This window comes from Streptomyces sp. NPDC056479 (genome assembly GCF_042795335.1).
GTDB lineage: Bacteria > Actinomycetota > Actinomycetes > Streptomycetales > Streptomycetaceae > Streptomyces.
Window position 1 is genome coordinate 366,224 of record NZ_JBHTRZ010000006.1, and the last position, 25,021, is coordinate 391,244.

Sequence of the window (25,021 nt, forward strand, 5' to 3'; positions counted from 1 at the left end):
CAGTTCCCCGCGCCCCTACAGGTACGTCCCCTGCACGTCCCCTCAAGGGGCGCGGGGAACTGCGCGAACGGCCACAGACGACCGCGGCCGCCCTCGCACAGATGAACCGAGCTACTAGGCGAAGACGACCGTCCGCCGCCCGTTCAGCAGAATCCGACGCTCCGCATGCCACTTCACGGCCCGCGCCAGCGCCTGGCACTCCACATCCCGCCCGATCGCCACCAGCTGATCCGGCGTGACGTCATGCCCGACCCGCTCGACCTCCTGCTCGATGATCGGCCCTTCGTCGAGGTCGGCGGTCACATAGTGCGCCGTCGCCCCGATCAGCTTCACACCCCGCGCATGCGCCTGGTGATACGGCTTCGCACCCTTGAAGCTCGGCAGGAACGAGTGGTGGATGTTGATGATCCGGCCACTCAGCTGCTTGCAGAGGTCGTCCGAGAGGACCTGCATGTAGCGGGCCAGCACGACCAGCTCCACGCCCTCCTCGCGCGCGATCTCCAGCAGCTGCGCCTCGGCCTCGGACTTGTTGTCCTTCGTCACCGGGATGTGGTGGAAGGGGATGTCGTACGACCCCACGAGCTCGGTGAAGTCGGTGTGGTTGGAGACCACGGCGGCGATCTCCACCGGAAGCGCTCCGATGCTGGCGCGGAACAACAGGTCGTTCAGGCAGTGCCCGAACTTGCTGACCATCAGCAGGACCCGCATCTTCTCCTCGGCCCGATGGATCTGCCAGTCCATCTGGAAGGAGTCCCCGATCGCCGCGAAGCTCGCCCGCAGCTTGTCCACCGTCACCGGCGACTCCGCCGAGAAGTGGACGCGCATGAAGAACAGTCCCGTGTCGTGGTCACCGAACTGCTGGCTGTCCTCGATGTTGCAGCCCGTCATGAAGAGGTAGCTCGACACGGCGTGCACGATGCCCTGCTTGTCGGGGCACGACAGGATCAGGACGTACTGGTCGGCGGGGACCGCGGCTCGGGTGGACTGCTCATTCATGCAGCACAGGGTCCCATATCCGGGCCCCGCGGCGGACAGCCGTCCCGTCACCCGGACCGCCGCCCGGCCCGCTCGCCCGACCCGCCGGGATCCCTACGCGGACCGCGTCATGATCCGCAGCACCTCGAGCGTGCGCGGCGGGGCGTCCGGGTCGTCGCCGTCGGCCATGGCCATGCGCACATGAGCGTCCCTGGCCGCCCGCACCGCCTCCGGCCACGCCTGGTGGTCGACGTACGCGGAGACCTGAGCGTCCGGACCCACCTGGTGCATGATCCGCAGCACCCGCAGCACGGCGGTGTCGACGAGCGCCGCCTCCTGCGAGTCCCGGAATATCGTGCCGACGTATTTCTCGGCGGACCAGTTGTCCAGCCAGGTGTCCTCGACCAGGCGGTAGACGGCGTCGGTGACGTCGCCGTACCCGTCGACGCCGGCCAGCCAGACGTCGCGCTGGAACACCTGGTCGGAGAGCATGTGCAGCGCGGAGCGCACATTGCTGCGCCAGCGCCACCACGGCATGTCGTTGAGTGGCATGCCGCCCATGGTGGATGAGCGACGGCCGCGACGGGAAGAGCTATCCGAACCTTGCACGGTCATCGATCGTACGTTCCTCTTCACACGCGCATCACTGGCCCCCGTAATTCACCTTCCCGTCACCTTCAGGTAACCGAGGGTCACGCGCAGGTTTGTTGTGTGGCGGAATCGTGCGTGTCCATGACCGGCAGGCCACGTATGCGCAGCACTCACCTCCCCATGATCACCGACCGGCCCGTCAGAGCAGCCGCTCGGGCGGCGGCGGCGCTGGTGGCATGTGCGTCGCTGGCCGTCGGATGTGGTGTCATCCCCGGTACCACGGGGGGTTCCGGGGACGACACCATCACCGTCATGACCTGGGCGCCGGAGAACACCAAGGCGACCAACAAGCCCGGCATGCCGGCCTTCGCGCAGGCGTACGCGCGCTGGATCAACTCCCACGGCGGCCTCGGCGGCCGCAAGCTGAAGGTCCTCACCTGCAACGACCACAACGACAGCGTGGCCGCGGCGAAGTGCGCCGACCGCGCGGTCGAGGAGAACGTCGTCGCGGTCATCGGCTCCTACAGCCAGTACGGCGACACCTTCCTGCCCTCCCTGGAGGGCGCCGGCATCCCGTACATAGGCGGCTACGGCGTCACCAACGCCGAGTTCACCAGCCCCCTCTCCTACCCCGTCAACGGCGGCCAGCCCACCCTGCTGGCGGGCCTCGGCAAGGAGCTGGCCCGCACCTGCGGCCCCGTCGCACTGGTACGGCCCGACAGCATCGCGGGCGACGAGCTGCCGCCGCTGCTCAACTCCGGCCTGCGAGCGGGCAGGCACACGTCGTCCGCCGACCAGCTGGCCGACGAGGACGCCACCGAGTACGGCGGCCAGGCGGTGCGGGCGCTGGAGTACTCCACCACCGACGCGTCGGAGGCCGGCTGTGTGGTGCCCGCCCTCGGCGACCGCACCAGCACCTTCATGGACTCCTTCCGGCGCTCCCGCGAGGAGTACCCCGAGGTGCGCACCGCCACCGTCCTCGGCAGCGTCGACCAGACCGTGATCAACGCGACTGGCGGTGCGTCGACGTACGACGGGTCGTACATCACCGGCTGGTACCCCGTCGCGAGTGACCCGCGCTGGGACCCGATGAAGAAGGTCATCAGCGAGCAGGCCTTCGGCGACAACCGCATCGACCCCGCGGACGCCGGGGTGCAGACCACGTGGATCGCCTACACGGTGTTCAAGAGGGTCGTCGAGTCGCTGGGCGACGGCGAGGTGAACGCCGACTCGGTGCGAGAGGCACTGAACGGCGGCCTGAAGGTCTCCACGGGCAACCTCACGCCGACCCTCCAGTGGAAGTTCCAGGACGTCCTGGCCGCCGTCGGCTACCCCCGGCTGGTCAACCGCGCGGTGACCCTCCAGGTCGTACGGGACGGTCGGCTGGTGGCGGCCCGCAAGAGCTTCATCGACGTGACGAAGACGCTCGAGAACGCCGACCTGAACTGACCGCCCGACCCGCGCGGGCGGTCCGCACCACGGCTCCGCACTACAGCTGGGTCGGCTGGCGCTCCGTCAGGCCGTACTTCTTGGCGATGGTGTTCCACAGCTGCGCGGCCGTCTTCTTCTGCTGGCTGGCGGTGCCGCTGTCGCGGTTGCCGGCCTGGGTCTGACCGGTGGAGCGGGCCTGGCCCTTCTTGCACAGCTTCTTGTTCCCGTTGACCTGGTCGGCCCACCCCGCGTAGTGGTTGTCGGCGGACGCCGACGCCTGCCAGGCCTTGGTCAGCGCGGTGGTCAGCGCGGCGTGGTTCGGGAGCTGGTCGACGCTGAGCTTGGACAGGTCGGTGACCAGCTGGTTGCGCTGCTGCGCCGCGCCGCGCAGGTCCTGGGCGGCCTGGGGGAGGTTGTCGCAGGACTTCACGTCTGCCACCGCGTTGATCACCGCGGTACGGCTGTCGCCGCTGTCGGCCAGCAGCTTGTCCAGGGCGATCGCCTGCTGCTCGGCCGGGTCGGCGGACGGCGAGGAGGAGCCCTCGGTCGCCGGGGCGGTCGCGGAGACGGGCTTGTTGTCGTCGCTCTTCTGGTCGTCGTCGCCCCCGGCAGAGAGGAGCGCGCCCGCGCCGATGCCGAGCACGGCGATACCGACGCCGACGGCGGCGATGAGCGGCAGCCTGGAGCCCGTACGGCCACCGCGGCCGCCCCGGCCGCCGTCGTCACCGCCGGGGCCGTGTCCGCCGTGCGAGCCGGGCGGGAAGTACCCCTGCTCGTGCGAGCGTTGCGGCTGGGGCTGGGGCTGCTGGAAGTGCGGCAGCTGCTGGGTCGCCCCGGCCGGGTGCTCGCCGCCGGCCGGCTCGCTGCGGAAGAGGCTGTCGAAGTCGGAGAGCGGCTGCCGCTGCCCGCCGTGCGGCGCCGCGCCCGGCTGTCCGGTCACGGGCGGGATGAACTGCGTGGCGTCCGCGTCGGTCCCCGAGGCCGGCGGCATCGGTCCGGCGCCGCCCGTCTGCCGGGCCCGTCCCAGCACCTGGGTGCTCTCGTTGGGCACCTCGGGCGGCAGCGCCCCCGGGCCGACCGGCGGTATGTACTGCGTCGCCCCTTCGTCGACGGCGGGCGCCGCGACGGGCGGTATGTAACGGGTGGCCTGGTCGTCCACGCCCGCGGGGGCGCCGACGACCGGCGGTATGAACTGAGTGGCGCCTTCGTCGGCGGGCGGCAGCGGGGCCCCGAAACCACCGGCACCGGCGGGCGGCAGAGCACCGCCCTGGCCGGGAGCGCCGTACGCCTGCGCCCCGGCGGGCGGCAGCGCGCCGCCCTGCCCGTACGTCGGCTGCGGCGCGGGCATCGGTGAGCCACCGGCCGCGGCGCCATGGCCGTACGACGGCGCACCGGCCGCCGGACCCTGCCCGCCGTACATCGCGCCGTCCTGCGGCGTCGGCTGGGACGGTATGCCCCCGGCGGCGTCCGGCGCCGTGCCCCAGGGGGCCGGCGGCTGGTACGACTGCTCCTGCTGGGGCGCCTGGTACTGCTGCTCCGGCCCGCCCCAGGCCTGTCCGGGCTGCGCGCCCCAGGCCTGGCCCGGTGCCGCGGGCTGTGCGGGCGGGTTCTGCTCAGGTCCCCAAGGGGTGCCCCATGCCTGGCCGCCCGGCGGCGCCGAGGGCGGGGGTGCGGTCGGCGCGGCCGGCACCGGCGTCGGCCGGCCGACCTGCCCGCCCGTCATCCCCGGCAGCAGCGGCTCACCGCCGTCGGAGGGCAGCACGATGCCTTCGCGCGCGGGGCGCGCCGAGGGCTCCTCGCCCTGTCCACTCTGCGTCACCGGGACTCCTACTAATGGGGGACCTTGTGAATCGTCGGGTCACGCTACCGGCTCCGCCGATCCGGGTGCTACGCAGCCCAGGAGGTGACCTGCGTCCCTATGACCGCGCTAACACTCCGGTCCCCCACCCGCTATATACGCCCTCCGTTCCGCATCGGCGCCTTCATTTCCCTGCCGTTCACGCCCCGGTACCCCGCGGTTTCACGCCGCGGTCTGAAGATCCAGTCGGGCCCCGAACTCCCTGACCACCGGCTCGTCCCGGAACGGCTCCAGCCGCTGCTGGAAGTCCTCCAGGTATTCGGCGCCCCGGTTGGAGCGCAGGGTCTCCAGAAGCTCGACGGCCTTCAGTCCGGTGTGGCAGGCCTGTTCGATCTCGCGCTGCTGCACCTGTGCTGTGGCGAGCAACACATATCCGATGGCTCGACGCCGCGCCTTCGTCTCCGGAAGCCCGGCCAACGACTCCTCCGCCCGCCGCGCCGCTCCCTCGGCCTGACCGAGATCGCGGTGGCAGTGCGCCAACTCGTCGGCGAGATAGGCCTCGTCGAAGTGCTTGATCCACGCCGGGTCGTCCCCGGACTCCGCGTCCGCCGACTCCAGCGCGCTCACCGCGCGCCCGGACGCCACCTGGGCGGCCCGAACGTCGCCCATCAACGCGTGCCCGCGAGCCTCGGCCGCGTGGAACATGGCCTCTGCGCGCGGCGTCACGCGCCCCCGCGCCCCCTCCTGCGCCGCCCGCGCCAACTGCGCGATCTCACGCGGGTTTCCGAGCTGTGCGGCGAGGTGGCTCATGGAGGCGGCCAGCACATACCCGCCGTACCCGCGGTCCCCGGCGGCCTGCGCGAGCCGCAGCGCCTGGATGTAGTACCGCTGCGCCAGCCCCGGCTGCCCGGTGTCGATGGCCATGTACCCGGCGAGCTCGGTCAACCGCGCGACGGCGGCGAAGAGTTCCCGTCCGATCGCCTCCCGGTACGAGCCGGCCAGCAGCCCGGAGACGACGCTGTTGAGGTAGTGCACGACGACCGGGCGCACATGCCCGCTGCCGTACTGGTGATCAAGGTCTACGAGCGCCTGCGTCATCGCCCGCACGGCCGCCACGTCGGACGGCCCCACCCGCGGGCCCGCCGCGCGGGCCACCTGCGAGTCCGGGGACGAGATCAGCCAGTCGCGGCTCGGCTCGACCAGCGCGGACGCGGCGACGGACGAGCCGGACAGGAAGTCCCGCCGCCCGACGTCGCTGCGCCACAGCTCGCAGACCTGCTCGATGGCCCCCAGTACCGTCGGCGAGAACTGGAGACCGACGCCGGACGCGAGGTTCTTGCCGTTGGCCATGCCGATCTCGTCGATCGTGACCGTACGGCCCAGCTTGCGGCCGAGCGCCTCGGCGATGATCGCGGGCGCCCGTCCCCGCGGCTGCTGTCCGCGCAGCCAACGGGCCACGGACGTCTTGTCGTAGCGCAGATCGAGTCCGTGCTCGGCACCGCACATGTTGACCCGGCGGGCCAGCCCGGCGTTCGAGCAACCCGCTTCCTGAATGAGCGCCTGTAGCCGTTCGTTCGGCTGGCGTGCGACGAGAGGCCTTGCGGCCATGGCTTACCCCCTGTGGCTGCGGTGCCTGCCCACGCACCGAGTTGACGTTCTTCCACCGCCGAATCCGGCTCGGGGCACTGGCTGTGCACCGCGAAATTCCGGCCGTGAAGATCAATGCCCCGTCGGTATACCGAAAATGCGAGGCTTGCGAGGATTGCCGGGGTAAAGGCACAAGCCGACCCCACAGGTGGCTACCCAGCCCGAGCCGCGGATCCTCCCACGCGCCCCCACACGTGCACCCATGCGCCCCAAATGAGAAAACAATGCTCCTCCCCCGCGCACGCGACGCCCGTAACCGGAGGTGGGTGCGGGAGTTGTGTTCAGCGTGGAAGAGACGATCCCGGCCACCGAAGCCGCACAGATTCCGAAGCAGCGCGGCGAAACGCTGCTGGAGACCGCCGTTCGCTACGCCGAGGAACGCCACTGGGACGTGTTCCCCGGGACCTGGCTGGAGGCCGTCGACGGCGTGCAGTACTGCTCCTGTGGCGATGCCGCCTGCCCCGCGCCCGGGGCGCACCCCGCGCGCCCCGACTGGGCGACGCAGGCGACGGGAAGCGCGACCGTCGCGCGCCGGATGTGGCAGAAGCAGCCCACCGCGTCGATCCTGCTGCCGACGGGGCGGACCTTCGACGCGATCTCCGTCCCGGAGACGGCCGGGTTTCTGGCGCTGGCCCGGATGGAGCGGATGGAGTTGTCGCTGGGGCCGGTGACGTTGACGCCGGACCGCCGGATGAACTTCTTCGTCCTGCCGGGTGCGTCGGTGAAGATTCCCGATCTGGTGCGCAAGCTGGGGTGGTCGGTCGGGTCGCTGGACCTGGTGGCGCTCGGGGAGGGGGCGTATGTCGCCGGGCCGCCCACCCGGTTCGGGTCCCGGGGGGCTGTGCAGTGGGCCTGCCGGCCGACGCCGGCGAACCGGTGGCTGCCGGATGCGGAGGAGTTGATCTCGCCGCTCGCCTATGCGTGTGGGCGGGACAGGTAGTTCGGCGGCTACCGGTCGTACGTGGTTGCTCACGCGGTTCCCCGCGCCCCTGGGTGGGCCACCTGACCGTAGGGTTCGTGCATGACGTCAGCCGCCGTACGCGTTCACGGGCTCTGGAAGCGGTTCGGGCAGCAGGTCGCTGTCGCCGGGATCGATCTGGAGTTGCCCGCGGGGAAGTTCATCGGGCTCGTGGGGCCCAATGGCGCCGGGAAGACCACCACTCTCTCCATGGTGACCGGGCTGCTGCGGCCCGATCAGGGGTCCGTCGAGGTGGTCGGGCGCGATGTGTGGCGGGACCCCGTCGAGGTGAAGGCCCGGATCGGGGTGCTGCCGGAAGGGCTTCGGCTCTTCGAGCGGCTGTCCGGGCGTGAACTCCTCGGGTACACCGGGCGGTTGCGCGGGCTCCCCGGGGCCGAGGTCGACAAGCGGGCCACTCAGCTGCTCGACGTGCTCGACCTGGCCGGGGCCCAGCACAAGCTGGTCGTCGACTACTCGACCGGGATGCGCAAGAAGATCGGGCTCGCTGCGGCGCTTCTGCACAACCCGGAAGTGCTCTTCCTGGACGAGCCGTTCGAGGGCGTCGATCCCGTCTCCGCCCAGACGATCCGGGGCGTCCTGGAGCGCTACACCGCCTCCGGCGCGACCGTCGTCTTCTCCTCCCATGTCATGGAGCTCGTCGAGTCGCTGTGCGACTGGGTCGCCGTCATGGCAGCCGGACGCATCCGGGCCCACGGCCCGCTCACCGAGGTGCGCGGCGAGGCCGCCTCGTTGCAGCAGGCGTTCCTCGAACTCGTCGGCGCGAACGGCCGCGACACCACCCTGGACCTCGACTGGCTGGGCGGCGGGTCGCGATGAGCACCGACGTGACCGCAGTCGTCGTACGGCTGAAGCTTTCGCTGCTCAGGAACGGACTGCGGCAGTCCGCAGGCCGACGGGCCGCCTACGTCGCGTCGGCGGTCGTGGTTCTCCTCTTCGCCGCGCTGCAGCTCCTCGGGCTGATCATGCTGCGCGACACCGTGCACGCCGAGTCCGTGGTCGTCATCCTGGTCGCCGTCCTCGCGCTCGGCTGGGCCGTGATGCCGCTGTTCTTCCCCGGCGGGGACGAGACCCTCGACCCGACGCGGCTGGTGATGCTGCCGCTGCGCCCCCGCCCCCTGGTCCGGGCACTGCTCGTGGCCTCCCTGGTCGGCATCGGCCCCCTGTTCACGCTCTGCCTGTTCACCGGTTCGGTGATCGCCCTCGCACACACCGGCGCGGCCTACGTCGTCGGCGTCATCGCCATCGTCCTGGCCCTGTTGGTGTGCGTGGCGCTCGCGCGGGCCGTCGCAGCCGCCAACATCCGGCTGCTGACCAGCCGTAGGGGCCGCGATCTCGCGGTGCTGAGCGGACTGGTCATCGCGGTCGGCGCACAGGTGGTCAACTTCGGGGCGCAGCGGCTCGGTTCCTCCGGCCTGGCCCAGCTCGATCCGGCGGCGGACGTGCTGCGCTGGGTGCCGCCCGCGTCCGCGATCGGCGCGGTGCGGTCGGCGAGCGAGGGGTCGTACGGGGCCGCGGCGCTTCAACTCGCGTTGAGTATGGGCGCGTTGCTGGGCCTGATCGCCGTATGGTCCCGTCATCTGACCCGGCTGATGACGTCCCCCGACGGCTCCACACTCCAGGCGGTCACCGAGTCCGCCGTACGGGAACGCGCCCAGAGCGGCCTGGCCCGTCTCCTGCCGGCCGGCCGCACCGGCACCGTCATGGAGCGCAGCCTGCGCTACGTCTGGCGCGACCCGAAGACCAAGGCGGCCTGGGTGACCTCGCTCGCGATCGGTCTGATCGTGCCGCTGTTCAACGCGCTTCAGGGCACCGGCTCGATCTACTTCGCCTGTTTCGCCGCCGGGATGCTCGGTATCCAGATGTACAACCAGTTCGGGCAGGACACGTCCGCGTTCTGGATGGTCGCGATGACGATCTCGTCCCCCCGGGACGCCTACGTCGAGCTGCGCGGCCGGGCACTGGCGCTGCTGCTGATCACGCTGCCCTACGCCGCCCTCGTCACCGTCCTGACGACCGCCCTCCTCGGCGACTGGCCCAAGCTTCCCGAGGTGCTGGGCCTGTCCTTCGCGCTGCTCGGCGCGATGCTGGCGACCGGCGCCTGGACGTCGGCCCGATTCCCGTACTCCATCCCGCAGGAGGGCTACAAGAACGTCGCCCCCGGCCAGGCCGGCCTGGCCTGGATCTCGATCTTCGGCGGCATGATCGGGGCCGCCCTGCTGTGCGCCCCCGTCATCGCGGTGGCGATCTGGCTGAACGTCAGCGAGGACGGGGACGCCTGGACCTGGCTGCTGCTGCCGGGCGGGGCGGCGTATGGGGCGGCGATCACGCTGCTGGGGCTGAGGCTGGCGGCGCCGCGGACGGCGGCCCGGCTGCCGGAGATCCTGACGGCGGTCAGCAAAGGCTGACGGTTCTCACCGACGTACCGAGCTCATAGGCGCCCGGCGTCACCCGCGGACCGCACCGCCTCGAGGAAGGGTTCGATGGCGGCGCGCCAGCCGTCAGGCTGGTCGTAGTGCACCAGGTGCCCGGCATCGGCCACCTCCGCGTACTCCCCGCGAGGCAGCACCCGCACCATCTCCTGGGCCTCGGCCCGCCCGAGCTCCCCGTCGAGGCCGCGGACGACGAGCGCGGGGCACTGCACCTGCGCCAGCTCCTCCCAGTGCGCGTCGTACACCCATGTCTCGCGGGACCGCAGCATCTGGTCCGGGACGAAGACCGGCCGCCACCCGTCCTCGCACTCGTGCATCACCTCGGCGTAGAACTCGCCCCGTGCGGGGTTCGGCCGCTCGACCCACGGGTCGTCCTCGCCGAACCATTTCCGCACATCGGCGAGGGTGGCGAAGGGAACGGGCCAGGCCCTGAACCAGTCCGACCACTCCCGCTGCGAGGCCGCGCCGAGCGCCGACGCCCGCATGTCGCAGATGATCACGCCGCGCACCAGGTCGGGCCGCCTGGCGGCGAGCTGCCAGGCGGTCAGCGCGCCCATGGCGTGGCCGATGAGGACGGCCGGGGCGAGGCCGAGCTGCTCCAGGGCGGCCTCGGCGTCGTCGACGTAGGCCTCGCGCGTGAAGGCGGCATCCGTGGGCTTCTCGCTGCGACCGTGGCCACGCTGGTCCAGCGCGACGGCGCGGTGCCGCTCGGAGAGCCGGCGGGCGGTGGAGGCCCAGTGCGAGGCGCGGCCCATCAGGCCGTGCAGTAACAGGACGCCGAGGGTGCCGTCGTGCTCTGTACTGGGGTCGGTCTTGGGAGGGTCGCCGAACTCCCAGGCCGCGAGACGTACGCCGCCGGTCCCGGTCACGTCGATGCGCCGCGCCATTGGTCTGGCCCCCCTAGCTCCGCTCGGACCGCTCGTGCCGGCCGGTCCTGTCATCCGCGTCCTGCTTGCCCTGCCTGCCGTATCTGGCGTTTCTGCCGTCGCTCGCGCGAGCACCGTGCGCCACCTGCGCCGCACGCGTCGCCGATGCCCTCGCACGCGATGTGCATGTCCTGTGTCTCTGACGTGATCTTATGCGCACATACCTGAAGCGCACGTTCCGCCCGACCCGTCACCCGCAGACTATCGAACCCCTATTCGAAAGAACCGGCTCTGCGGACAACACCCCTCATTCGAGTGACCCCCTCCAAGGATTGATCGCCATCGCCGAGGGGAGACCTTCAGCGGGAGGCGGACCGCTCGGGGAAAACGGTCCGAAGGGGATGACCTTGAGAGCTCGGGGCTCCAGGTCAGCACAGGGGAGGACAGGCCCCGGCGCCACACAGCGCCGGGGCCCTCTCCATGTTCACGGCACATCCTCGCGCCCCCTCCCCGGCCGGACGCATCACTGTCGGTCACGGCCGAGAGCCCTCAGGCCATATGCCTCACGCGACAGCCTGGCACGCGAATCCGCCGGGCGCTGTGATTCCGCGCACTGAATCTTGGAATGCAAAAGATCGACGGATCACCACAACTCCCGCTCCTTTATCAGGAATTGCACGGGAGAGAACTAAAGATGGACAGCGTGCTCAGCGCTTGGCGACGAACACATGCGAGGCCACGTCCGCCACCAGCTCGGCCGCCTCGCCACCACTGCCCACCAGCACACCGCCCGCGGACTCGGTCACGCTCACCACCGAGCCGGGCTGCACACCGGCCCGACGCAGCGTGTACATCAGCTGCGCGTCGGTCTGGATCGGCTCGCCGATCCGGCGCACCACGACCGTCTTGCCCTCGACCCCGGGGTCCAGGTCGGCCAGCGAGACCATGCCCTCGTCGAGGAACGGGTCGGCACCGTCCTTCTCGCCGAGCTCCTCGAGGCCCGGGATGGGGTTGCCGTACGGCGACTCGGTCGGGTGCCGCAGGAGCTCCAGCACCCGCCGCTCCACGGCCTCGCTCATCACGTGCTCCCAGCGACAGGCCTCGGCGTGCACCTGCTCCCACTCCAGCCCGATCACGTCGACGAGCAGACACTCGGCGAGGCGGTGCTTGCGCATGACGCGGGTGGCCAGCCGCCGTCCCTCGTCAGTGAGCTCCAGGTGCCGGTCGGTCGCGACGGACACCAGTCCGTCACGCTCCATCCGCGCCACCGTCTGGCTCACGGTCGGCCCACTCTGGTCCAGCCGCTCGGCGATCCGGGCGCGCATGGGGACCACACCTTCCTCCTCCAGCTCGAGGATGGTGCGGAGATACATCTCCGTGGTGTCGATCAGTCCGGACATACGTGCCCCTCGATTAGCTCTGCGATTAGCTCAGCCGGAAGCGAGACAGCTCCGCGGCGCGTGCGCTGGCCCTGCACTCAATTCTGCCGGATACCACTGACAACCGTGCCGAGCCGTTGAAACGAACGGGTTTCACGCCCCGGGCGGCACCCGCACCCCGACGCCCCGCGCAGGCCGCCGCGGGCACCTGACGCCGTATTGACACCGCACTGGTCCAGACCGCACGGTGATCCGCGACACACCCCCAGCCACAGCCGCCACCCCGGAGGGGCCTCGCATGAGCGACAGCAAGCCGGCCGACCAGTTCTTCGACGCCGCCATCGGCCTGCTCCAGCGGGTCCGTGCCGAGGAGGCCGAGAACATCGAGGCGGCCGGCACCCTGCTCGCCGACACGGTCGCCGACGGCGGCCGGCTCTTCGCCTTCGGCGCCGGCCACTCCTCCCTCGCCGCCCAGGACATCGTCTACCGCGCCGGCGGCCTCGCTCTGATGAACCTGCTCGCGGTCCCCGGCGTCGTGGGCGTGGACGTCATGCCCGCCACCCTCGGCTCCGCCCTCGAACGCGTCGACGGCCTCGCGAGCGTGGTCCTGGACAGCTCCCCGCTGCGCGCCGGCGACACCCTCGTCATCATCTCCCTCTCGGGCCGCAACGCCCTCCCCGTCGAAATGGCCATGACCGCCCGCGCCCTCGGCGTCAGGGTCATCGGCGTGACGTCGGTGGCGTACGCCTCGGAGACGAAGTCCCGCCATGTCTCCGGCACCTACCTCAAGGACCACTGCGACATCGTCCTCGACTCGAGGATCGCGATCGGCGACGCGGAACTCACCCTCGACACGATCCCGGCCCCCTTCGCCCCCGCGTCCACGGTCGTGACGACGGCCCTGCTCCAGGCCGTGATGGCCACGGCAGCGGCCTCCCTGGCCGCACGCGGCATCGAGCCCCCGCTCCTGCGCTCGGGCAACGTCGACGGCGGCCACGACTGGAACGGCAAGGTGTTCGAGCAGTATGGCGACCGGATCTTCTACCGGCGCTGAGCCGGCACCCCGAACCCGGGACCACTGGAGCCCGGTCCTACTCCGGGCCCAGCGCACCCGCCAGATCCAGAGCCGAGGCGATCCGCACCGCCACATCCTCCGCGTACACGGCGTCCTTACGCCCGAACGCACTGCGCCCGGCTCCCCGCAGAAACGTCACGACGCCCAGCGTCCGCCCCCGGCTCCGCAACACCGCACACAGCGCGTGCACGGCATCGGCCGGCCACTGCCGGCCTATCGCCCACTCCCGCGCCCGCTCCGCCGGCACATCCCCCGCATCGGCCCGCACCGACCCGGACCGCGCCACGCACTGCAACGCCGGATGCCCCTCCGCGTACCGCACGGGCAACCCGGCCTCCCCGCCCAGCCGGCTCGGCCCCGGCGCCCCGGAGGGCGTCATGGCGACCCGAACGAGCCGTACCGGATCGGCGGCCACCCCACCCGTCGTCGCCTCGTCGGCCACGGACCCGCCCGCGACCCGGTCGATCAGCGCGTGATCGGCGAACCCGGCCAGCGCGAAGTCCAGATGCACGGTCGCCGCCTCCGCGGGGTCCTCGCACTCCGCCGCGGCCCGCGCGGCGCGGTGCAGCTGGTTGGTCCGGAACCGCAGCAGCGCAGCCTCCTGCTCCGCGTGCTTGGCCTCGGTCGCGTCCTGGAAGAGCCAGCCCACCCCCAACGGCACGGGCTCCTCCGCGAGCGGCGAGGCCAGCCGTACGAAGCCGCACCGCCAGCAACGACGCCGCTCACCGTCCGGTGTCCGCACGCTCACCCAGATCTCGGCCGGCGCGGGCGGCGCGCCCTCCGCCAGCACATGCGTCAGCGCGCTCTCCAGCTCCTCGACCCCCTGGGCCAGCAGCTCACCCAGCGGCCGCCCCAGCACGGACGTACGCCCGATCCCCAGGGCCCGGGCCGCGTGAGCGTTCACAACGGCCGGCCGCAGATCCGCGTCGACGAGCACCACACCCCACGACGCGTCCTCGAACAACGCCTCGCTCAACGCGATCGACCGCTCCAGATCGATCTGCGCGTGCACCTCGCTGAAGGCGCAGTACACCCCGGCGGGCTTCCCGTCGGGGCCCCGTACGGCCGCCGACTGCGTACGGACGAGCACCCGCCCGCCGTCCTTGGTCAGCAGCGCGAACTCATTCACCTGCCGTCCGGGAGCGTCCATGGCGGACATCAGCCGCCCCTCGACCTCCTCGGCGTCGGCCTCGCGCACCGCCCACCCGGCGAACCCGTGCCGCCCGACGGCCTCGGCCGCGGTCCATCCCAGGATCCGCTCGGCCTCACGGTTCCAGTGCGTGACGACCCCGTCCCCGTCGAAGGCGCACAGGGCCGCGTCCATCCCGTCCAGCAGCGCGGCCAACAGATCCGAGCCGCCTGCCGAACCCTCCGAACCAGCCGACGAACCGGCCGGACCGTCCCGCTCGGGCTCGTCCGGCCCCAGCTCGTCGGTGGTCCCACTACGCCGGGAAGCACTCACATGGACCCCCTGCCAAGCTGCGTCCGCACGTACGACGCGTCGGTTCGCTCACTCGCAATCATCTAACTGGAACGTGACCCAGCACACACCGAGTTCCCCAAGATTGAAGGAATCGTTGTACGAGCCGTTGATGCGACTACTCGGTCGGGTTGCTGCTTTGTCATGCACGGAACGCTAGGTGACCAGCGCCAACAGTTCCAAGAAAAAAGTGGTTGATCCGCGGCGGCCCGCTTCCTAGTGTGTGGTGCACACGAGAAGGGAGGTGGTTCGGCAGATGTATGAATACCGGACGCGTGAGGTGACTGCGGGCTAGCGGCCCGTCACCACACCCAGTGCGGTGCCGGACCAGCACGTGAGAGAAGCGTGCAGCCGGCCCAATCCCAGCAGTCACCCGACCCGCGAGCTCGCCGGTACGTCCGGCCGGCTCCTCCGCCACGGGCGGAGGAACCCGAGCTCGCGGGTCGTCTGCGTATCCCGGGACCGGTGGCCGTCGAAGGCCGCAAGCCGGACGAGTTCAGTCGTCATCGTCGCTCTCGTCACCGTCGTCGTCCTGCTGCGCCTGGCGTCGCTGCTGTTCTTCCCGCTCCTGCTCGCGCCGCTGTTCCCGCCTCTCCTGCTCGCGGGCCTCCTCCTCTGCCTTCCTGTCCTCGTCCTGCCCCTTGCGGTGGGCGGATGTCTCCGACGCCGGGCTCGCCGAGGTGACCGGTGACGGGCTCGAATCCAAGGGGGACACGGAGGCGGAGACGCTGGGGCCGGGCGCGCCATCGGGCTTCGTGCCGTCCGCCGCGGTGTTGTCCGGCGAGAACCACAGCATGCCGAGAAGCATCGCGGCCACGAAGAGCGCCGCCGCGGCGATCGTGACCGCCACCCGCCGCGTCCCGTCCCCGGAGCGCGCCCGCGCCCTGGCACGGGACCGGGATCGGGCTCCGGAGGCGGCGCGCTGGGTCGGGCGGCCCTGCGCGGACGGCAGCATGTACGTGGTCGGGTTGCTGATCTCCCCCACCTGCTGAGACCCGGCCGTGGACGCCGCGACGGCCGTCGGCCGCCGGGACGGCGGGGCCGCGGCCGGCAGCGGCTCGGGGCGGCCCTGCCAGGCGCCCTCGGCGAACCAGTCGGCCGCCTGCTGGGCGGCAGGGCGGTGTTCGGGTTCCTTGGCGAGCAGGCCGAGGAGGTAGCTCTCGAACGCGGGCGGCAGGTCGGCCACGCCCAGTTCGCGGGGCGGCACGGGGGCGGCGTCGAGGTGCTGGTGCAGGATGGCGACGGCGGTGTCGGCGTGGAACGGCGGGCGTCCGGTGAGCAGTTGGTAGAGCACACAGCCCAGCGCGTAGACGTCGGAGGCCGGGCTCGCCGGCTTACCGAGGGCCCGCTCGGGGGCGAGGTAGAGGCTCGTGCCGACGATCTGCCCGGTGGCGGTCAGCGCGGCGCCGGGGTCGTCCATGAAGCGCGCGATCCCGAAGTCACCGATCTTGAGGGTGCCGTCGGCGTCCAGCAGCAGGTTGCCCGGCTTGATGTCGCGGTGGACGATGCCCTGCCGGTGCGCGGCGGCCAGCCCCGCGGCGGCCTGGGCGGCGACCAGGGCCACGCGCTCGGCGGACTGCGCGCCGGACAGCGTCAGCAGCCGCGCGAGGCTGTCGCCCTCGACGAGCTCCATCACCAGGTAGAGCCGGTTGTCGTGCTCGCCGAAGTCCCGTACGCCGACCACGTTCGGATGGTCGATGCGGGCGGCGGTCTGCGCCTCCAGCCGGAACCTGGACGTGGCGGTGGGGTCGGAGTCCTGGGGCAGCAGGAGCTTGACGGCGACATGCCGGGCGAGCGTCTCGTCGTAGGCCCGCCAGACCTCCCCCATCCCGCCGCGCCCGATCGACTCGCCCAGCCGGTAGCGGCCCGCTATCAGCACCAAGTCCCCATCCCCCATGCCCTAAGACGTCTCGATCGCCGCAGGCCGTAACTCACCACGTAGGGACGGGTGATGGTGGGATGCCGCAGCCGCCCCAGCATACTGGCGGAGCGGATCAGTCACGTTCCGTACGCACTCTTCGCCGGCACGTCGCCTGGCGGCGTCACGCGGGCCGGACCGGCCCGCGTGAGCCGCTCGACGAACTCGGCGAACTCAACGAACTCGGCGAGCGACTACGCGCGCGTGGGTCTCAGTGCGCGATGTCCGCGTAGCCCTCGACCTCGCGGGGGTTGCGCGGGCCCGGGCCCACGTAGCGCGCGGAGGGGCGCACGAGGCGGCCGGTGCGCTTCTGTTCCAGGATGTGCGCCGCCCAGCCCGCCGTACGGGCACAGGTGAACATCGAGGTGAACATGTGTGCCGGGACCTCGGCGAAGTCCAGCATGATGGCGGCCCAGAACTCCACGTTCGTGGCCAGGACCCGGTCCGGACGGCGGTTGTGCAGCTCCTCCAGGGCCGCCTTCTCCAGGGCCTCGGCGACCTCGAAGCGGGGCGCGCCGAGCTCGCGGGCGGTGCGGCGCAGGACGCGGGCGCGGGGGTCCTCGGCGCGGTAGACGCGGTGGCCGAAGCCCATGAGGCGTTCGCCGTTGTCGAGGGTCTGCTTCACATAGGCCTCGGCGTCGCCGGTGCGCTCGATCTCCTCGATCATGTGCAGCACACGGGAGGGCGCGCCGCCGTGCAGCGGGCCGGACATGGCTCCTACGGCGCCGGAGAGGGCCGCGGCCACATCGGCGCCGGTGGAGGCGATGACGCGGGCCGTGAAGGTGGAGGCGTTCATGCCGTGTTCGGCGGCGGACGTCCAGTAGGCGTCCACGGCGGCCACGTGCTTGGGGTCGGGCTCGCCGCGCCAGCGAATCATGAAGCGCTCGACCACGGACTGGGCCTTGTCGATCTCGCGCTGCGGGACCATCGGCAGGCCCTGCCCGCGCGCGGACTGGGCGACGTAGGACAGAGCCATGACGGCGGCTCGCGCCAGGTCCGCCCGCGCCTGCTCCTCGTCGATGTCCAGCAGGGGTTTGAGGCCCCACACGGGGGCCAGCATGGCGAGCGCGGACTGGACGTCGACGCGGATGTCGCCGGAGTGCACGGGAATCGGGAAGGGCTCGGCGGGCGGCAGTCCGGGCCGGAAGGCACCGTCGACGAGCAGCCCCCAGACATTGCCGAACGAGACGTGGCCGACCAGATCCTCGATGTCGACGCCTCGGTACCGGAGAGCGCCGCCCTCCTTGTCCGGTTCGGCGATCTCCGTCTCGAACGCGACGACTCCTTCGAGCCCGGGTACGAAATCGGACATCAGGCGGCTCCTCGTGATGTGTGGGACGGATGGGGTTGTGGGTGGAACGAGAACATGTCAATCGGCAGATGGGCGTATGCCGGTGGATCCACGGTCACGGACTCGGATTCCGGGTGTGCGAAATCCGGGCCTCGGCGGACTCGCGGTCCGGGGCGTACCCCTGTGATGCCCCGTGCGGCCGACGGTCATCCAACCCGAACGACATCAGAACGATAACCCTGAGTGCCACCCTTGGGGAGCCTTTGCGGCACTGAGTGCCACGCGTGACGCAGGACACCGTGCCGGACGGCGTCCGTTCGGATACGGCAAGATGACCGCGTGACCGACCGAGACGCCGTCGCCTTCGATCCCGCCCAGCCCGTCCCCGACCCCGCCGCGATGCGCAAGCACTACCGGGCGCAGGGCCTCGCCGAGACCGATCTGGCAGCCACTCCGGTGGCCCAGTTCGCGCGCTGGTTCAAGCAGGCCGCGGCCGAGGCCCATCTCTTCGAGCCGAACGCGATGATCGTCTCCACCGCGGACGCCGAGGGGCGGCCCAGCTCGCGCACGGTGCTGCTGAAGCAGTTCGACGAACAGGGCTTCGTCTTCTTCACCAACTACGACTCCCGCAAGGCCCGCGACCTCGCCGACAACCCGTACGTCTGTCTGCTCTTCCCCTGGCATCCGATGGCCCGCCAGGTCATCGTCACGGGCGTGGCGCGACGCACCGGGCGCGACGAGACGGCCGCCTACTTCCGCACCCGCCCGCACGGCTCCCAGCTCGGCGCCTGGGCCAGCGCCCAGTCCTCGGTCATCGCCACCCGCACCGACCTCGACGCCTCCTACGCCGAGCTGACCGCCCGCTATCCCGAGGGCGAGCAGGTGCCGGTGCCGCCGAACTGGGGCGGCTTCCGGGTGGCCCCGCAGACCGTGGAGTTCTGGCAGGGCCGGGAGAACCGGCTGCACGACCGGCTGCGGTACGTGGCGGAGCAGGACGGCGGATGGCGGGTGGAGCGGCTCAGCCCGTGACCCGACCCGCCCTCGGGCTCTGATCTTGCCCGAGAGATGGGCCGTGCGGTGTCCGCCCAGCAGCCCGGCACTGACAGTCCCGGCCCTCGCGCGGTCGACCCCCTCAGCCCAGCGCCTCCCCCAGCAACCCCGCCCACTGCGCCACCACCCGGTCGCGGCGGGACGTGTCGTCCGTGAGGAGGTTGGCCAGGCCCAGGCCGCGGGCCATGTCCAGGAGGCCCTGGACCGTCTCCCGGACTCCGGGTTCTGACTCGTCCGCGCCCAGCAGGTCCACCGCGATCCGGTGGGTCTCGCGGCCGACGCGGGCCTCCAGTTCGGTGACCCGGGGGCGGAGCTGGTCCTCGTTCGAGGCCGCCACCCACAGATGCAGGGCCGCGCGGAACAGCGGGCCGGTGTAGAGGTCGACGAGGGCGGAGACGACCGCGCGGCGGTCGCCGGCGGCACCCTGCGGGAACAGGGCGCGCAGGGCCGTCGAGCGTTCCTCGGCGACGTATTCGACGGCCGCCGTGAAGAGGTCCTCGCGGGTCGGGAAGTGGTGCTGCGCGGCGCCTCGGGAGACGCCGGCGCGTTCGGCGACGACGGAGACCGTGGAGCCGGCCCAGCCGTGTTCGGCGAGACAGGCCACGGCGGCTTCCAGGAGCCGCTGCCGGGTGGCGCGGCTGCGGTCCTGCTTGGGCACGCGGTCCACTCGGTCCGCACGGTCGCCGACTGTGCTCACACCACCCATTCCGGATCCCGTCGTTCGAGGAAGGCCGTCATCCCCTCGCGGGCCTCGGCGGAGGAGAACAGCCGGGCCGAGAGCGCGGTCAGGCCGGCCGCGTCCCGGTCGAAGGTTTCCAGCACCTTAGCCGTGAGCAGCGCCTTCGTCTCGGCCAGGGCCTGCGGGGAGGAGCGGCGCAGGCCGTCGAGGAGGGGGGCGAGGGTCTCGTCGACGTCCTCGCCCTCGGCCGTGAGCAGGCCGATGCGGGCCGCCTCCGGCGCGCTGAAGCGTTCGCCGGTGAGGTAGTAGCGGGCCAGGGCACGGGGGTCCGTGCGGGGCAGGAGGGGCAACGAGATCACCGCGGGGGCCACTCCGATGCGGACCTCCGTGAAGGCGAAGGTGGCCTCGCGGGACGCCGCCGCCAGGTCGCAGGCCGCGAGCAGGCCGAGGCCGCCCGCGCGTACGTGGCCGGTGACGCGGGCGACGACCGGTTTGCGCAGTTCGACGATCTGCCTCAGCAGGGCCACCAGCCCGTCCGGGGGCGGCGGGTCCCGCAGGTCGGCGCCCGCGCTGAAGGTGTTGCCGGCGTGGGTGAGGACGATCGCTCGTACGTCGGTGTCCTTGGCGCAGTCCGTCAGCGCGTCGGTCAGCTCGCCCACGAGGGCCGCCGAGAGCGCGTTGCGGTTGTGCGGGGAGTTCAGGGTGAGGGTTTCCACGGCACGCGCGCGTGCCCGGTCGATCAGCGTCATGTGCTCTCCTTGGGCGCCCGCAGTTCGCGGCGCAGGATCTTGCCCGAGGCCGCGCGCGGGACGCCGTCGATGAAGGTGACCTGGCGGACGCGCTTGTACGGGGAGACGCGTTCGGCGACGTACATCATGACCTCGCCCTCGGAGAGGTCGGTCGCGGACGGCTGGCGGACCACATAGGCGTGCGGCACCTCGTTTCCGTCGTCGTTGTAGGCGCCGACCACAGCCGCGTCCGCGATGCCGGGGTGGGTGAGCAGGAGTGCCTCCAGTTCGGCGGGCGCCACCTGGAAGCCCTTGTACTTGATGAGCTCCTTGACGCGGTCCACGACGAACAGCCAGCCGTCGGCGTCCGCATGGCCCACGTCCCCGGTGTGCAGCCAGCCGTCGGTGTCGATCATCGCCGCGGTGGCGTCGGGGCGGCCGAGGTAGCCCTTCATGACCTGCGGACCGCGGATGAGGATCTCGCCGGACTCGCCGACGCCGAGGTCCTTGTCGGGGTCGTCGAGGGAGACGATGCGCATCTCGGTGCCGGCGATGAGCCTGCCGACGGTGCCCGCGGGCGCGTCGTGCATGTCGGCGAGCGGGACGACGTGGGTCCCGGGGGACAGTTCCGTCATGCCGTACGCCTGGCCGACCGGCGGCAGTCCGAGGCGCTCGGAACAGGCGGCGGCGAGGGCCGCGTCCAGGGGCGCGGCGGCGCTGATGATGTACCTCAGCGACGACAGGTCGTACTGCGCGACCAGCGGGTGCTTGGCGAGGGCCAGGACGATCGGCGGGGCGACGTACAGGCCGGTGATGCGGTGGTTCTGGAGGGCCGCGAGGAAGGTCTCCAGGTCGAAGCGGGGCAGCACGACGACGGTGGCGCCCACCCTCAAAGGGGCGTTCATCAGTGCTGTGAGGCCATAGATGTGGAAGAAGGGCAGTACGGCGAGGATGCGGTCGCCCGGGCCTGCCGAGATCGCGGGTTCCAGCTGGGCGAGGTTGGTGGCGATCTGGCGGTGGGTGAGCATCACGCCCTTGGGGATGCCCGTGGTGCCGGAGGAGTACGGCAGGGCCGCGACGTCCGTCACGGGGTCGATGTCGACCACCGGCTCCGGGGCGGCGGACGCCAGCATGTCGATGAGCGAGCGGTGTCCCGGTGCGCTGTCGCACACGAAGATCTCCTGGACGCCGCCGGCGAGTTCGGCGGCCCGGCGTGCCGCCTCCAGCAGCGGCGACACGGTGACGATCCAGCGGGCCGCCGAGTCCTTCAGCTGCTTGGCGAACTCCTCGGGCGTGGCGAGCGGGTGCACGGTCGTGACGGAGGCACCCGCGCGCGTGGCGGCGTAGAACGCCGTCGGGAAGGCGACCGTGTTCGGGCTGTGCAGGGCGAGCACGTCGCCCTTGCGCACGCCCGCCTCGGCTAGACCGGCGGCGACGCGCCGGTGGAAGCGGTCGAGCTGCTCGTAGGTGAGGGTGGTGCCGTCCGTGCCGTCCACGAGCGCGGGCGTGTCCCCGAACTCGGCGGCCCGGCCCAGCACGGCCTCGTGGATGGGGAGTTCTACGGCCGGGACGTCTGCGTACTCGCTGCGGAACACGGTTCCTCCTCGCGACACGGCGCCGGACGGCGCCGGTCAGTACGACTTGGGCAGGCCCAGGGTCTGGTGGGAGACGTAGTTGAGAATCATCTCCCGGCTCACCGGAGCAATACGAGCCACGCGCGCCGCCGTTATCAACGAGGCGAGCCCGAATTCGCGGGTGAGGCCGTTGCCGCCGAGGGTGTGCACGGCCTGGTCGACCGCCTTCACACAGGCCTCCCCGGCCGCGTACTTGGCCATGTTGGCGGCCTCACCGGCGCCGACGTCGTCCCCTGCGTCGTACAGGTAGGCCGCTTTCTGCATCATCAGGCGGGCCAGTTCCAGGTCGATGTGCGCCTGCGCGAGGGGGTGCGCGATGGCCTGGTGGGCGCCGATGGGGGCCTTCCAGACGGTGCGGTCGCGGGCGTACTCGAGGGCGCGGGCGAGGGCGTAGCGGCCCATGCCGATCGCGAAGGCGGCCGTCATGATGCGTTCGGGGTTGAGGCCGGCGAAGAGCTGGAGCAGGCCCGCGTCCTCGTCGCCGACGAGGGCGTCGGCCGGGAGCCGTACGTCGTCGAGGGTGAGCTCGAACTGCTTCTCGGCGGCGTTCAGTTCCATGTCGATCTGGCGGCGCGTGAAGCCTTCGGCGTCGCGCGGGACCATGAACAGGCAGGGTTTGAGATTGCCGGTGCGGGCGTCTTCCGTGCGGCCGACGATGAGGGTCGCGTCCGCGATGTCGACGCCGGAGATGAAGACCTTGCGGCCGGTCAGGAGCCAGTCTCCGCTGTCCGGGTCGCGGCGGGCCGTGGTGGTGATGCGGTGGCTGTTTGAACCGGCGTCCGGCTCCGTGATGCCGAAGGCCATGGTGCGGGTGCCATCGGCGAGGCCCGGGAGCCACTGTCGTTTCTGTTCCTCGGTGCCGAAGCGGGCGATGACCGTGCCGCAGATCGCCGGGGACACGACCATCATCAGCAGGGGGCAGCCCGCGGCGCCGAGTTCTTCGAGGACGATGGAGAGTTCGGCTATGCCGTCGCCACCGCCTCCGTACTCCTCGGGGAGGTTGACGCCGAGGTAGCCGAGTTTGGCTGCCTCCGACCAGAGGGTCTCGCGGTCGTAGGTGCGGCCGTGGCGCTTGCCGAGGGCGGCTACGGCGGATCGCAGGGCCTTGTGTTCATCGGATTCGAGAGAGAGGGGCATGGGGGCTCCTTCCGGCTGCGGGTTGTGTGTGGTTGCTCGCGCTCACGCGGCGGTAGCCGCAAATTGATACAGCCCCGCGCCCCTAAGGGGTCGGCTGCACTACTGCCAGTAGGGCGCCGACCGTCACCTGTTGTCCGGGCATGGCGTGCAGGGCCGTCAGCGTTCCTGCGCCCGGCGCCGTGATCTTGTGTTCCATCTTCATCGCCTCCAGCCAGAGCAGGGGCTGGCCGGCCTCCACTGCCGTGCCCTCGGTCAGGCCGTCGGCTACGCGGACGACCGTGCCCGGCATGGGGGCCAGGAGGGAGCCCGGTGCGTGCTGGGCCGTGGGGTCGGGGAAGCGGGGCAGTGCGGTGAGGCGGGTGGTGTTCACGTGGATCTCGTCGCCGTACCTCGCGACCTCGAAGTTCCTGCGTACGCCGTCCACTTCGAGTACGACGAGGGCGGCGTCGGCGTGCAGGACGCGCACTCCGTCCGCCTCCAGGCCCGCGCGGGTGTGGCGGTAGTGGACCTCGATCTCCTCGCCGGCCGCCTCGTAGCGCTTGGTCTGGGGCTGGGAGGGGACGTTGCGGAAGCCGCCGAAGCGGGAGCGGGCGTGGGCGTCGGCGAGGGCCGCGGCGAGCGGGGCGTGCGGGTCGGGGGCCGGCTCGGTGAGCTCGGTGAGGTGGCGGTCGTAGAAGCCGGTGTCCATGCGGGCGGTCGTGAACTCCTTGTGCCGCAGGGAGCGGACGAGGAGGTCGCGGTTGGTGGGCGGGCCGTGGACGGCGGCGCGGGCCAGGGCGCCGGCCAGGGCACGGATCGCCTCCGCGCGCGTGGGGGCGTGTGCGACGGCCTTGGCGAGCATCGGGTCGTAGTGGACGCCGATCTCGTCGCCGTCGGTGAAGCCGGTGTCCAGGCGGATGCCGTCGGGGACGGCGAGGCGGTGCAGGGTGCCGGTCTGCGGGGCCCAGTCGCGGGCCGGGTCCTCGGCGTACAGGCGGGCCTCGACGGCGTGGCCACGCGCGCGGGGCGGCTCCTCGTCGAGGGCGTGTCCCTCGGCGACGCGGAGCTGGAGGGCGACCAGGTCGACGCCGTACACGGCCTCGGTGACGGGGTGTTCCACCTGGAGGCGGGTGTTCATCTCCAGGAAGTGCGCGGTGTCCCCGGCGACGAGGAACTCGACGGTTCCGGCGCCGACGTAGCCGACGGCCCGTGCGGCGCGTACGGCCATCTCGTACAGGGAGTCGGTGAGTTCGGGGGGCAGGCCCGGCGCCGGGGCCTCCTCGATCACCTTCTGGTGGCGCCGCTGGAGGGAGCAGTCGCGGATGCCGAGCGCCCAGACCGTGCCGTGGGTGTCGGCGACGATCTGCACCTCCACGTGCCGGCCGTCCTCCAGGTAGGGCTCGACGAAGACCTCGTCGTCGCCGAAGGCGCTGTGGGCCTCGGCGCGCGCGGCCTCGAGTTCGGCGTCCAGGTCCGCGAGCCGCCGTACGACCCGCATGCCACGCCCGCCGCCGCCCGCGGCCGCCTTCACCAGGACCGGCAGGTCCGCCTCGGTGACCTCGCCCAGCGGCTCGACGCCCATCAGCTCCTTGGCGCGCGTCTTGGACGCCATCGCCTCGATCGCCTCCGGGGCGGGACCGATCCAGGTGAGTCCGGCGTCGAGGACCGCGCGCGCGAAGTCGGCGTTCTCGGAGAGGAATCCGTAGCCGGGGTGCACCGCGTCCGCGCCGGCCGCGAGTGCCGCCTTCACGATCAGGTCACCGCGCAGATACGTCTCGGAGGGCGCCGATCCCGGCAGCCGTACCGCCGTGTCGGCCACGCGCGTGTGGAGGGCGTTCGCGTCGGCGTCCGAATGCACGGCGACCGTCCGGATTCCCCACTCACGGCAGGTGCGGAAGACCCGGCAGGCGATCTCGCCCCGGTTGGCCACGAGCACAGAAGTGATCACTGGTGAT

At 71.6% G+C, this 25,021-nt stretch carries 20 protein-coding genes; 6 read left to right on the forward strand and 14 right to left on the reverse strand.

Features of this window, described 5'->3' with window-relative positions; genetic code table 11:
* Nucleotides 1-114: 114 nt before the first annotated feature.
* Nucleotides 115-996 (reverse strand): formyltetrahydrofolate deformylase, encoded by an 882-nt coding sequence (gene purU, locus ACFQ6S_RS25090; protein ID WP_383413853.1) that lies wholly within the window; start codon nucleotides 994-996, stop codon nucleotides 115-117.
* A 93-nt stretch (nucleotides 997-1,089) separates the two neighbouring features.
* Nucleotides 1,090-1,590, reverse strand: coding sequence for a hypothetical protein (locus tag ACFQ6S_RS25095; protein WP_383413856.1), 501 nt, complete (start codon nucleotides 1,588-1,590; stop codon nucleotides 1,090-1,092).
* Nucleotides 1,591-1,707: 117 nt separating this feature from the next.
* Here ACFQ6S_RS25095 and ACFQ6S_RS25100 point away from each other — a divergent pair, with 117 nt between their 5' ends.
* A complete protein-coding gene (locus tag ACFQ6S_RS25100; protein WP_383413859.1) occupies nucleotides 1,708-3,015 on the forward strand; it encodes an ABC transporter substrate-binding protein in 1,308 nt (435 codons plus the stop codon).
* A gap of 40 nt (nucleotides 3,016-3,055) precedes the next feature.
* Here the strand turns inward: ACFQ6S_RS25100 and ACFQ6S_RS25105 are convergent, their stop codons facing one another.
* Complete coding sequence (locus ACFQ6S_RS25105) at nucleotides 3,056-4,816, reverse strand: hypothetical protein (RefSeq protein WP_383413862.1); 1,761 nt, start codon at nucleotides 4,814-4,816, stop codon at nucleotides 3,056-3,058.
* Nucleotides 4,817-5,017: 201 nt separating this feature from the next.
* On the reverse strand, nucleotides 5,018-6,403 hold the full coding sequence (locus ACFQ6S_RS25110; protein WP_383413864.1) for a transcriptional regulator: 1,386 nt from the start codon (nucleotides 6,401-6,403) through the stop codon (nucleotides 5,018-5,020).
* 316 nt (nucleotides 6,404-6,719) lie between these two features.
* On the opposite strand from ACFQ6S_RS25110, the gene ACFQ6S_RS25115 reads away from it, so the two are divergent.
* The 3 genes from ACFQ6S_RS25115 (at nucleotide 6,720) to ACFQ6S_RS25125 (ending at nucleotide 9,826) form a co-directional block, all read left to right on the forward strand.
* A complete protein-coding gene (locus ACFQ6S_RS25115; protein WP_383413866.1) occupies nucleotides 6,720-7,382 on the forward strand; it encodes a bifunctional DNA primase/polymerase in 663 nt (220 codons plus the stop codon).
* Between the two features lie 81 nt (nucleotides 7,383-7,463).
* Nucleotides 7,464-8,237, forward strand: coding sequence for an ABC transporter ATP-binding protein (locus ACFQ6S_RS25120; protein ID WP_383413869.1), 774 nt, complete (start codon nucleotides 7,464-7,466; stop codon nucleotides 8,235-8,237).
* Nucleotides 8,234-9,826 (forward strand): transporter, encoded by a 1,593-nt coding sequence (locus tag ACFQ6S_RS25125; RefSeq protein ID WP_383413872.1) that lies wholly within the window; start codon nucleotides 8,234-8,236, stop codon nucleotides 9,824-9,826. Before ACFQ6S_RS25120 ends, ACFQ6S_RS25125 begins: the two co-directional genes overlap by 4 nt.
* Before the next feature lie 23 nt (nucleotides 9,827-9,849).
* Here the strand turns inward: ACFQ6S_RS25125 and ACFQ6S_RS25130 are convergent, their stop codons facing one another.
* Nucleotides 9,850-10,737: an alpha/beta fold hydrolase gene (locus ACFQ6S_RS25130; RefSeq protein ID WP_383413875.1), complete on the reverse strand. Its 888-nt coding sequence runs from the start codon at nucleotides 10,735-10,737 to the stop codon at nucleotides 9,850-9,852.
* A gap of 686 nt (nucleotides 10,738-11,423) precedes the next feature.
* Nucleotides 11,424-12,116: a metal-dependent transcriptional regulator gene (locus tag ACFQ6S_RS25135; protein ID WP_383413878.1), complete on the reverse strand. Its 693-nt coding sequence runs from the start codon at nucleotides 12,114-12,116 to the stop codon at nucleotides 11,424-11,426.
* Nucleotides 12,117-12,393: 277 nt separating this feature from the next.
* Here ACFQ6S_RS25135 and ACFQ6S_RS25140 point away from each other — a divergent pair, with 277 nt between their 5' ends.
* Nucleotides 12,394-13,149: an SIS domain-containing protein gene (locus ACFQ6S_RS25140; RefSeq protein WP_383413881.1), complete on the forward strand. Its 756-nt coding sequence runs from the start codon at nucleotides 12,394-12,396 to the stop codon at nucleotides 13,147-13,149.
* Between the two features lie 37 nt (nucleotides 13,150-13,186).
* Here ACFQ6S_RS25140 and ACFQ6S_RS25145 read toward each other — a convergent pair whose 3' ends face one another.
* The 3 genes from ACFQ6S_RS25145 to ACFQ6S_RS25155 all read right to left on the reverse strand — a co-directional run bounded on the left by ACFQ6S_RS25145 (nucleotide 13,187) and on the right by ACFQ6S_RS25155 (nucleotide 17,880).
* The gene (locus tag ACFQ6S_RS25145) at nucleotides 13,187-14,632 is read right to left on the reverse strand and encodes a PAS domain-containing protein (protein ID WP_383413884.1); all 1,446 of its coding nucleotides are present in this window, start codon (nucleotides 14,630-14,632) and stop codon (nucleotides 13,187-13,189) included.
* A gap of 514 nt (nucleotides 14,633-15,146) precedes the next feature.
* On the reverse strand, nucleotides 15,147-16,529 hold the full coding sequence (locus ACFQ6S_RS25150; protein WP_383414541.1) for a serine/threonine-protein kinase: 1,383 nt from the start codon (nucleotides 16,527-16,529) through the stop codon (nucleotides 15,147-15,149).
* Nucleotides 16,530-16,779: 250 nt separating this feature from the next.
* The gene (locus tag ACFQ6S_RS25155; protein WP_383413886.1) at nucleotides 16,780-17,880 is read right to left on the reverse strand and encodes a citrate synthase 2; all 1,101 of its coding nucleotides are present in this window, start codon (nucleotides 17,878-17,880) and stop codon (nucleotides 16,780-16,782) included.
* A gap of 318 nt (nucleotides 17,881-18,198) precedes the next feature.
* Between ACFQ6S_RS25155 and pdxH the strand changes: the two genes are divergently transcribed.
* Nucleotides 18,199-18,888: a pyridoxamine 5'-phosphate oxidase gene (gene pdxH / locus ACFQ6S_RS25160; RefSeq protein ID WP_383413889.1), complete on the forward strand. Its 690-nt coding sequence runs from the start codon at nucleotides 18,199-18,201 to the stop codon at nucleotides 18,886-18,888.
* Nucleotides 18,889-18,991: 103 nt separating this feature from the next.
* On the opposite strand, the gene ACFQ6S_RS25165 is transcribed toward pdxH, so the two are convergent.
* The 5 genes from ACFQ6S_RS25165 to ACFQ6S_RS25185 all read right to left on the reverse strand — a co-directional run bounded on the left by ACFQ6S_RS25165 (nucleotide 18,992) and on the right by ACFQ6S_RS25185 (nucleotide 25,014).
* A complete protein-coding gene (locus ACFQ6S_RS25165) occupies nucleotides 18,992-19,615 on the reverse strand; it encodes a TetR/AcrR family transcriptional regulator (protein WP_383413891.1) in 624 nt (207 codons plus the stop codon).
* A complete protein-coding gene (locus ACFQ6S_RS25170; protein WP_383413894.1) occupies nucleotides 19,603-20,337 on the reverse strand; it encodes an enoyl-CoA hydratase family protein in 735 nt (244 codons plus the stop codon). Before ACFQ6S_RS25170 ends, ACFQ6S_RS25165 begins: the two co-directional genes overlap by 13 nt.
* Nucleotides 20,334-21,911 carry a 4-coumarate--CoA ligase family protein gene (locus tag ACFQ6S_RS25175; protein ID WP_383413897.1) on the reverse strand — a complete coding sequence of 526 codons (1,578 nt, stop codon included), beginning with the start codon at nucleotides 21,909-21,911 and terminating at the stop codon, nucleotides 20,334-20,336. The genes ACFQ6S_RS25170 and ACFQ6S_RS25175 overlap by 4 nt, the downstream gene beginning before the upstream one ends.
* A 36-nt stretch (nucleotides 21,912-21,947) precedes the next feature.
* The gene (locus ACFQ6S_RS25180) at nucleotides 21,948-23,087 is read right to left on the reverse strand and encodes an acyl-CoA dehydrogenase family protein (protein ID WP_383413899.1); all 1,140 of its coding nucleotides are present in this window, start codon (nucleotides 23,085-23,087) and stop codon (nucleotides 21,948-21,950) included.
* 82 nt (nucleotides 23,088-23,169) lie between these two features.
* Nucleotides 23,170-25,014, reverse strand: a complete 1,845-nt coding sequence (locus ACFQ6S_RS25185; RefSeq protein ID WP_383413901.1) for a biotin carboxylase N-terminal domain-containing protein — start codon at nucleotides 25,012-25,014, stop codon at nucleotides 23,170-23,172.
* Between the last annotated feature and the right edge of the window lie 7 nt (nucleotides 25,015-25,021).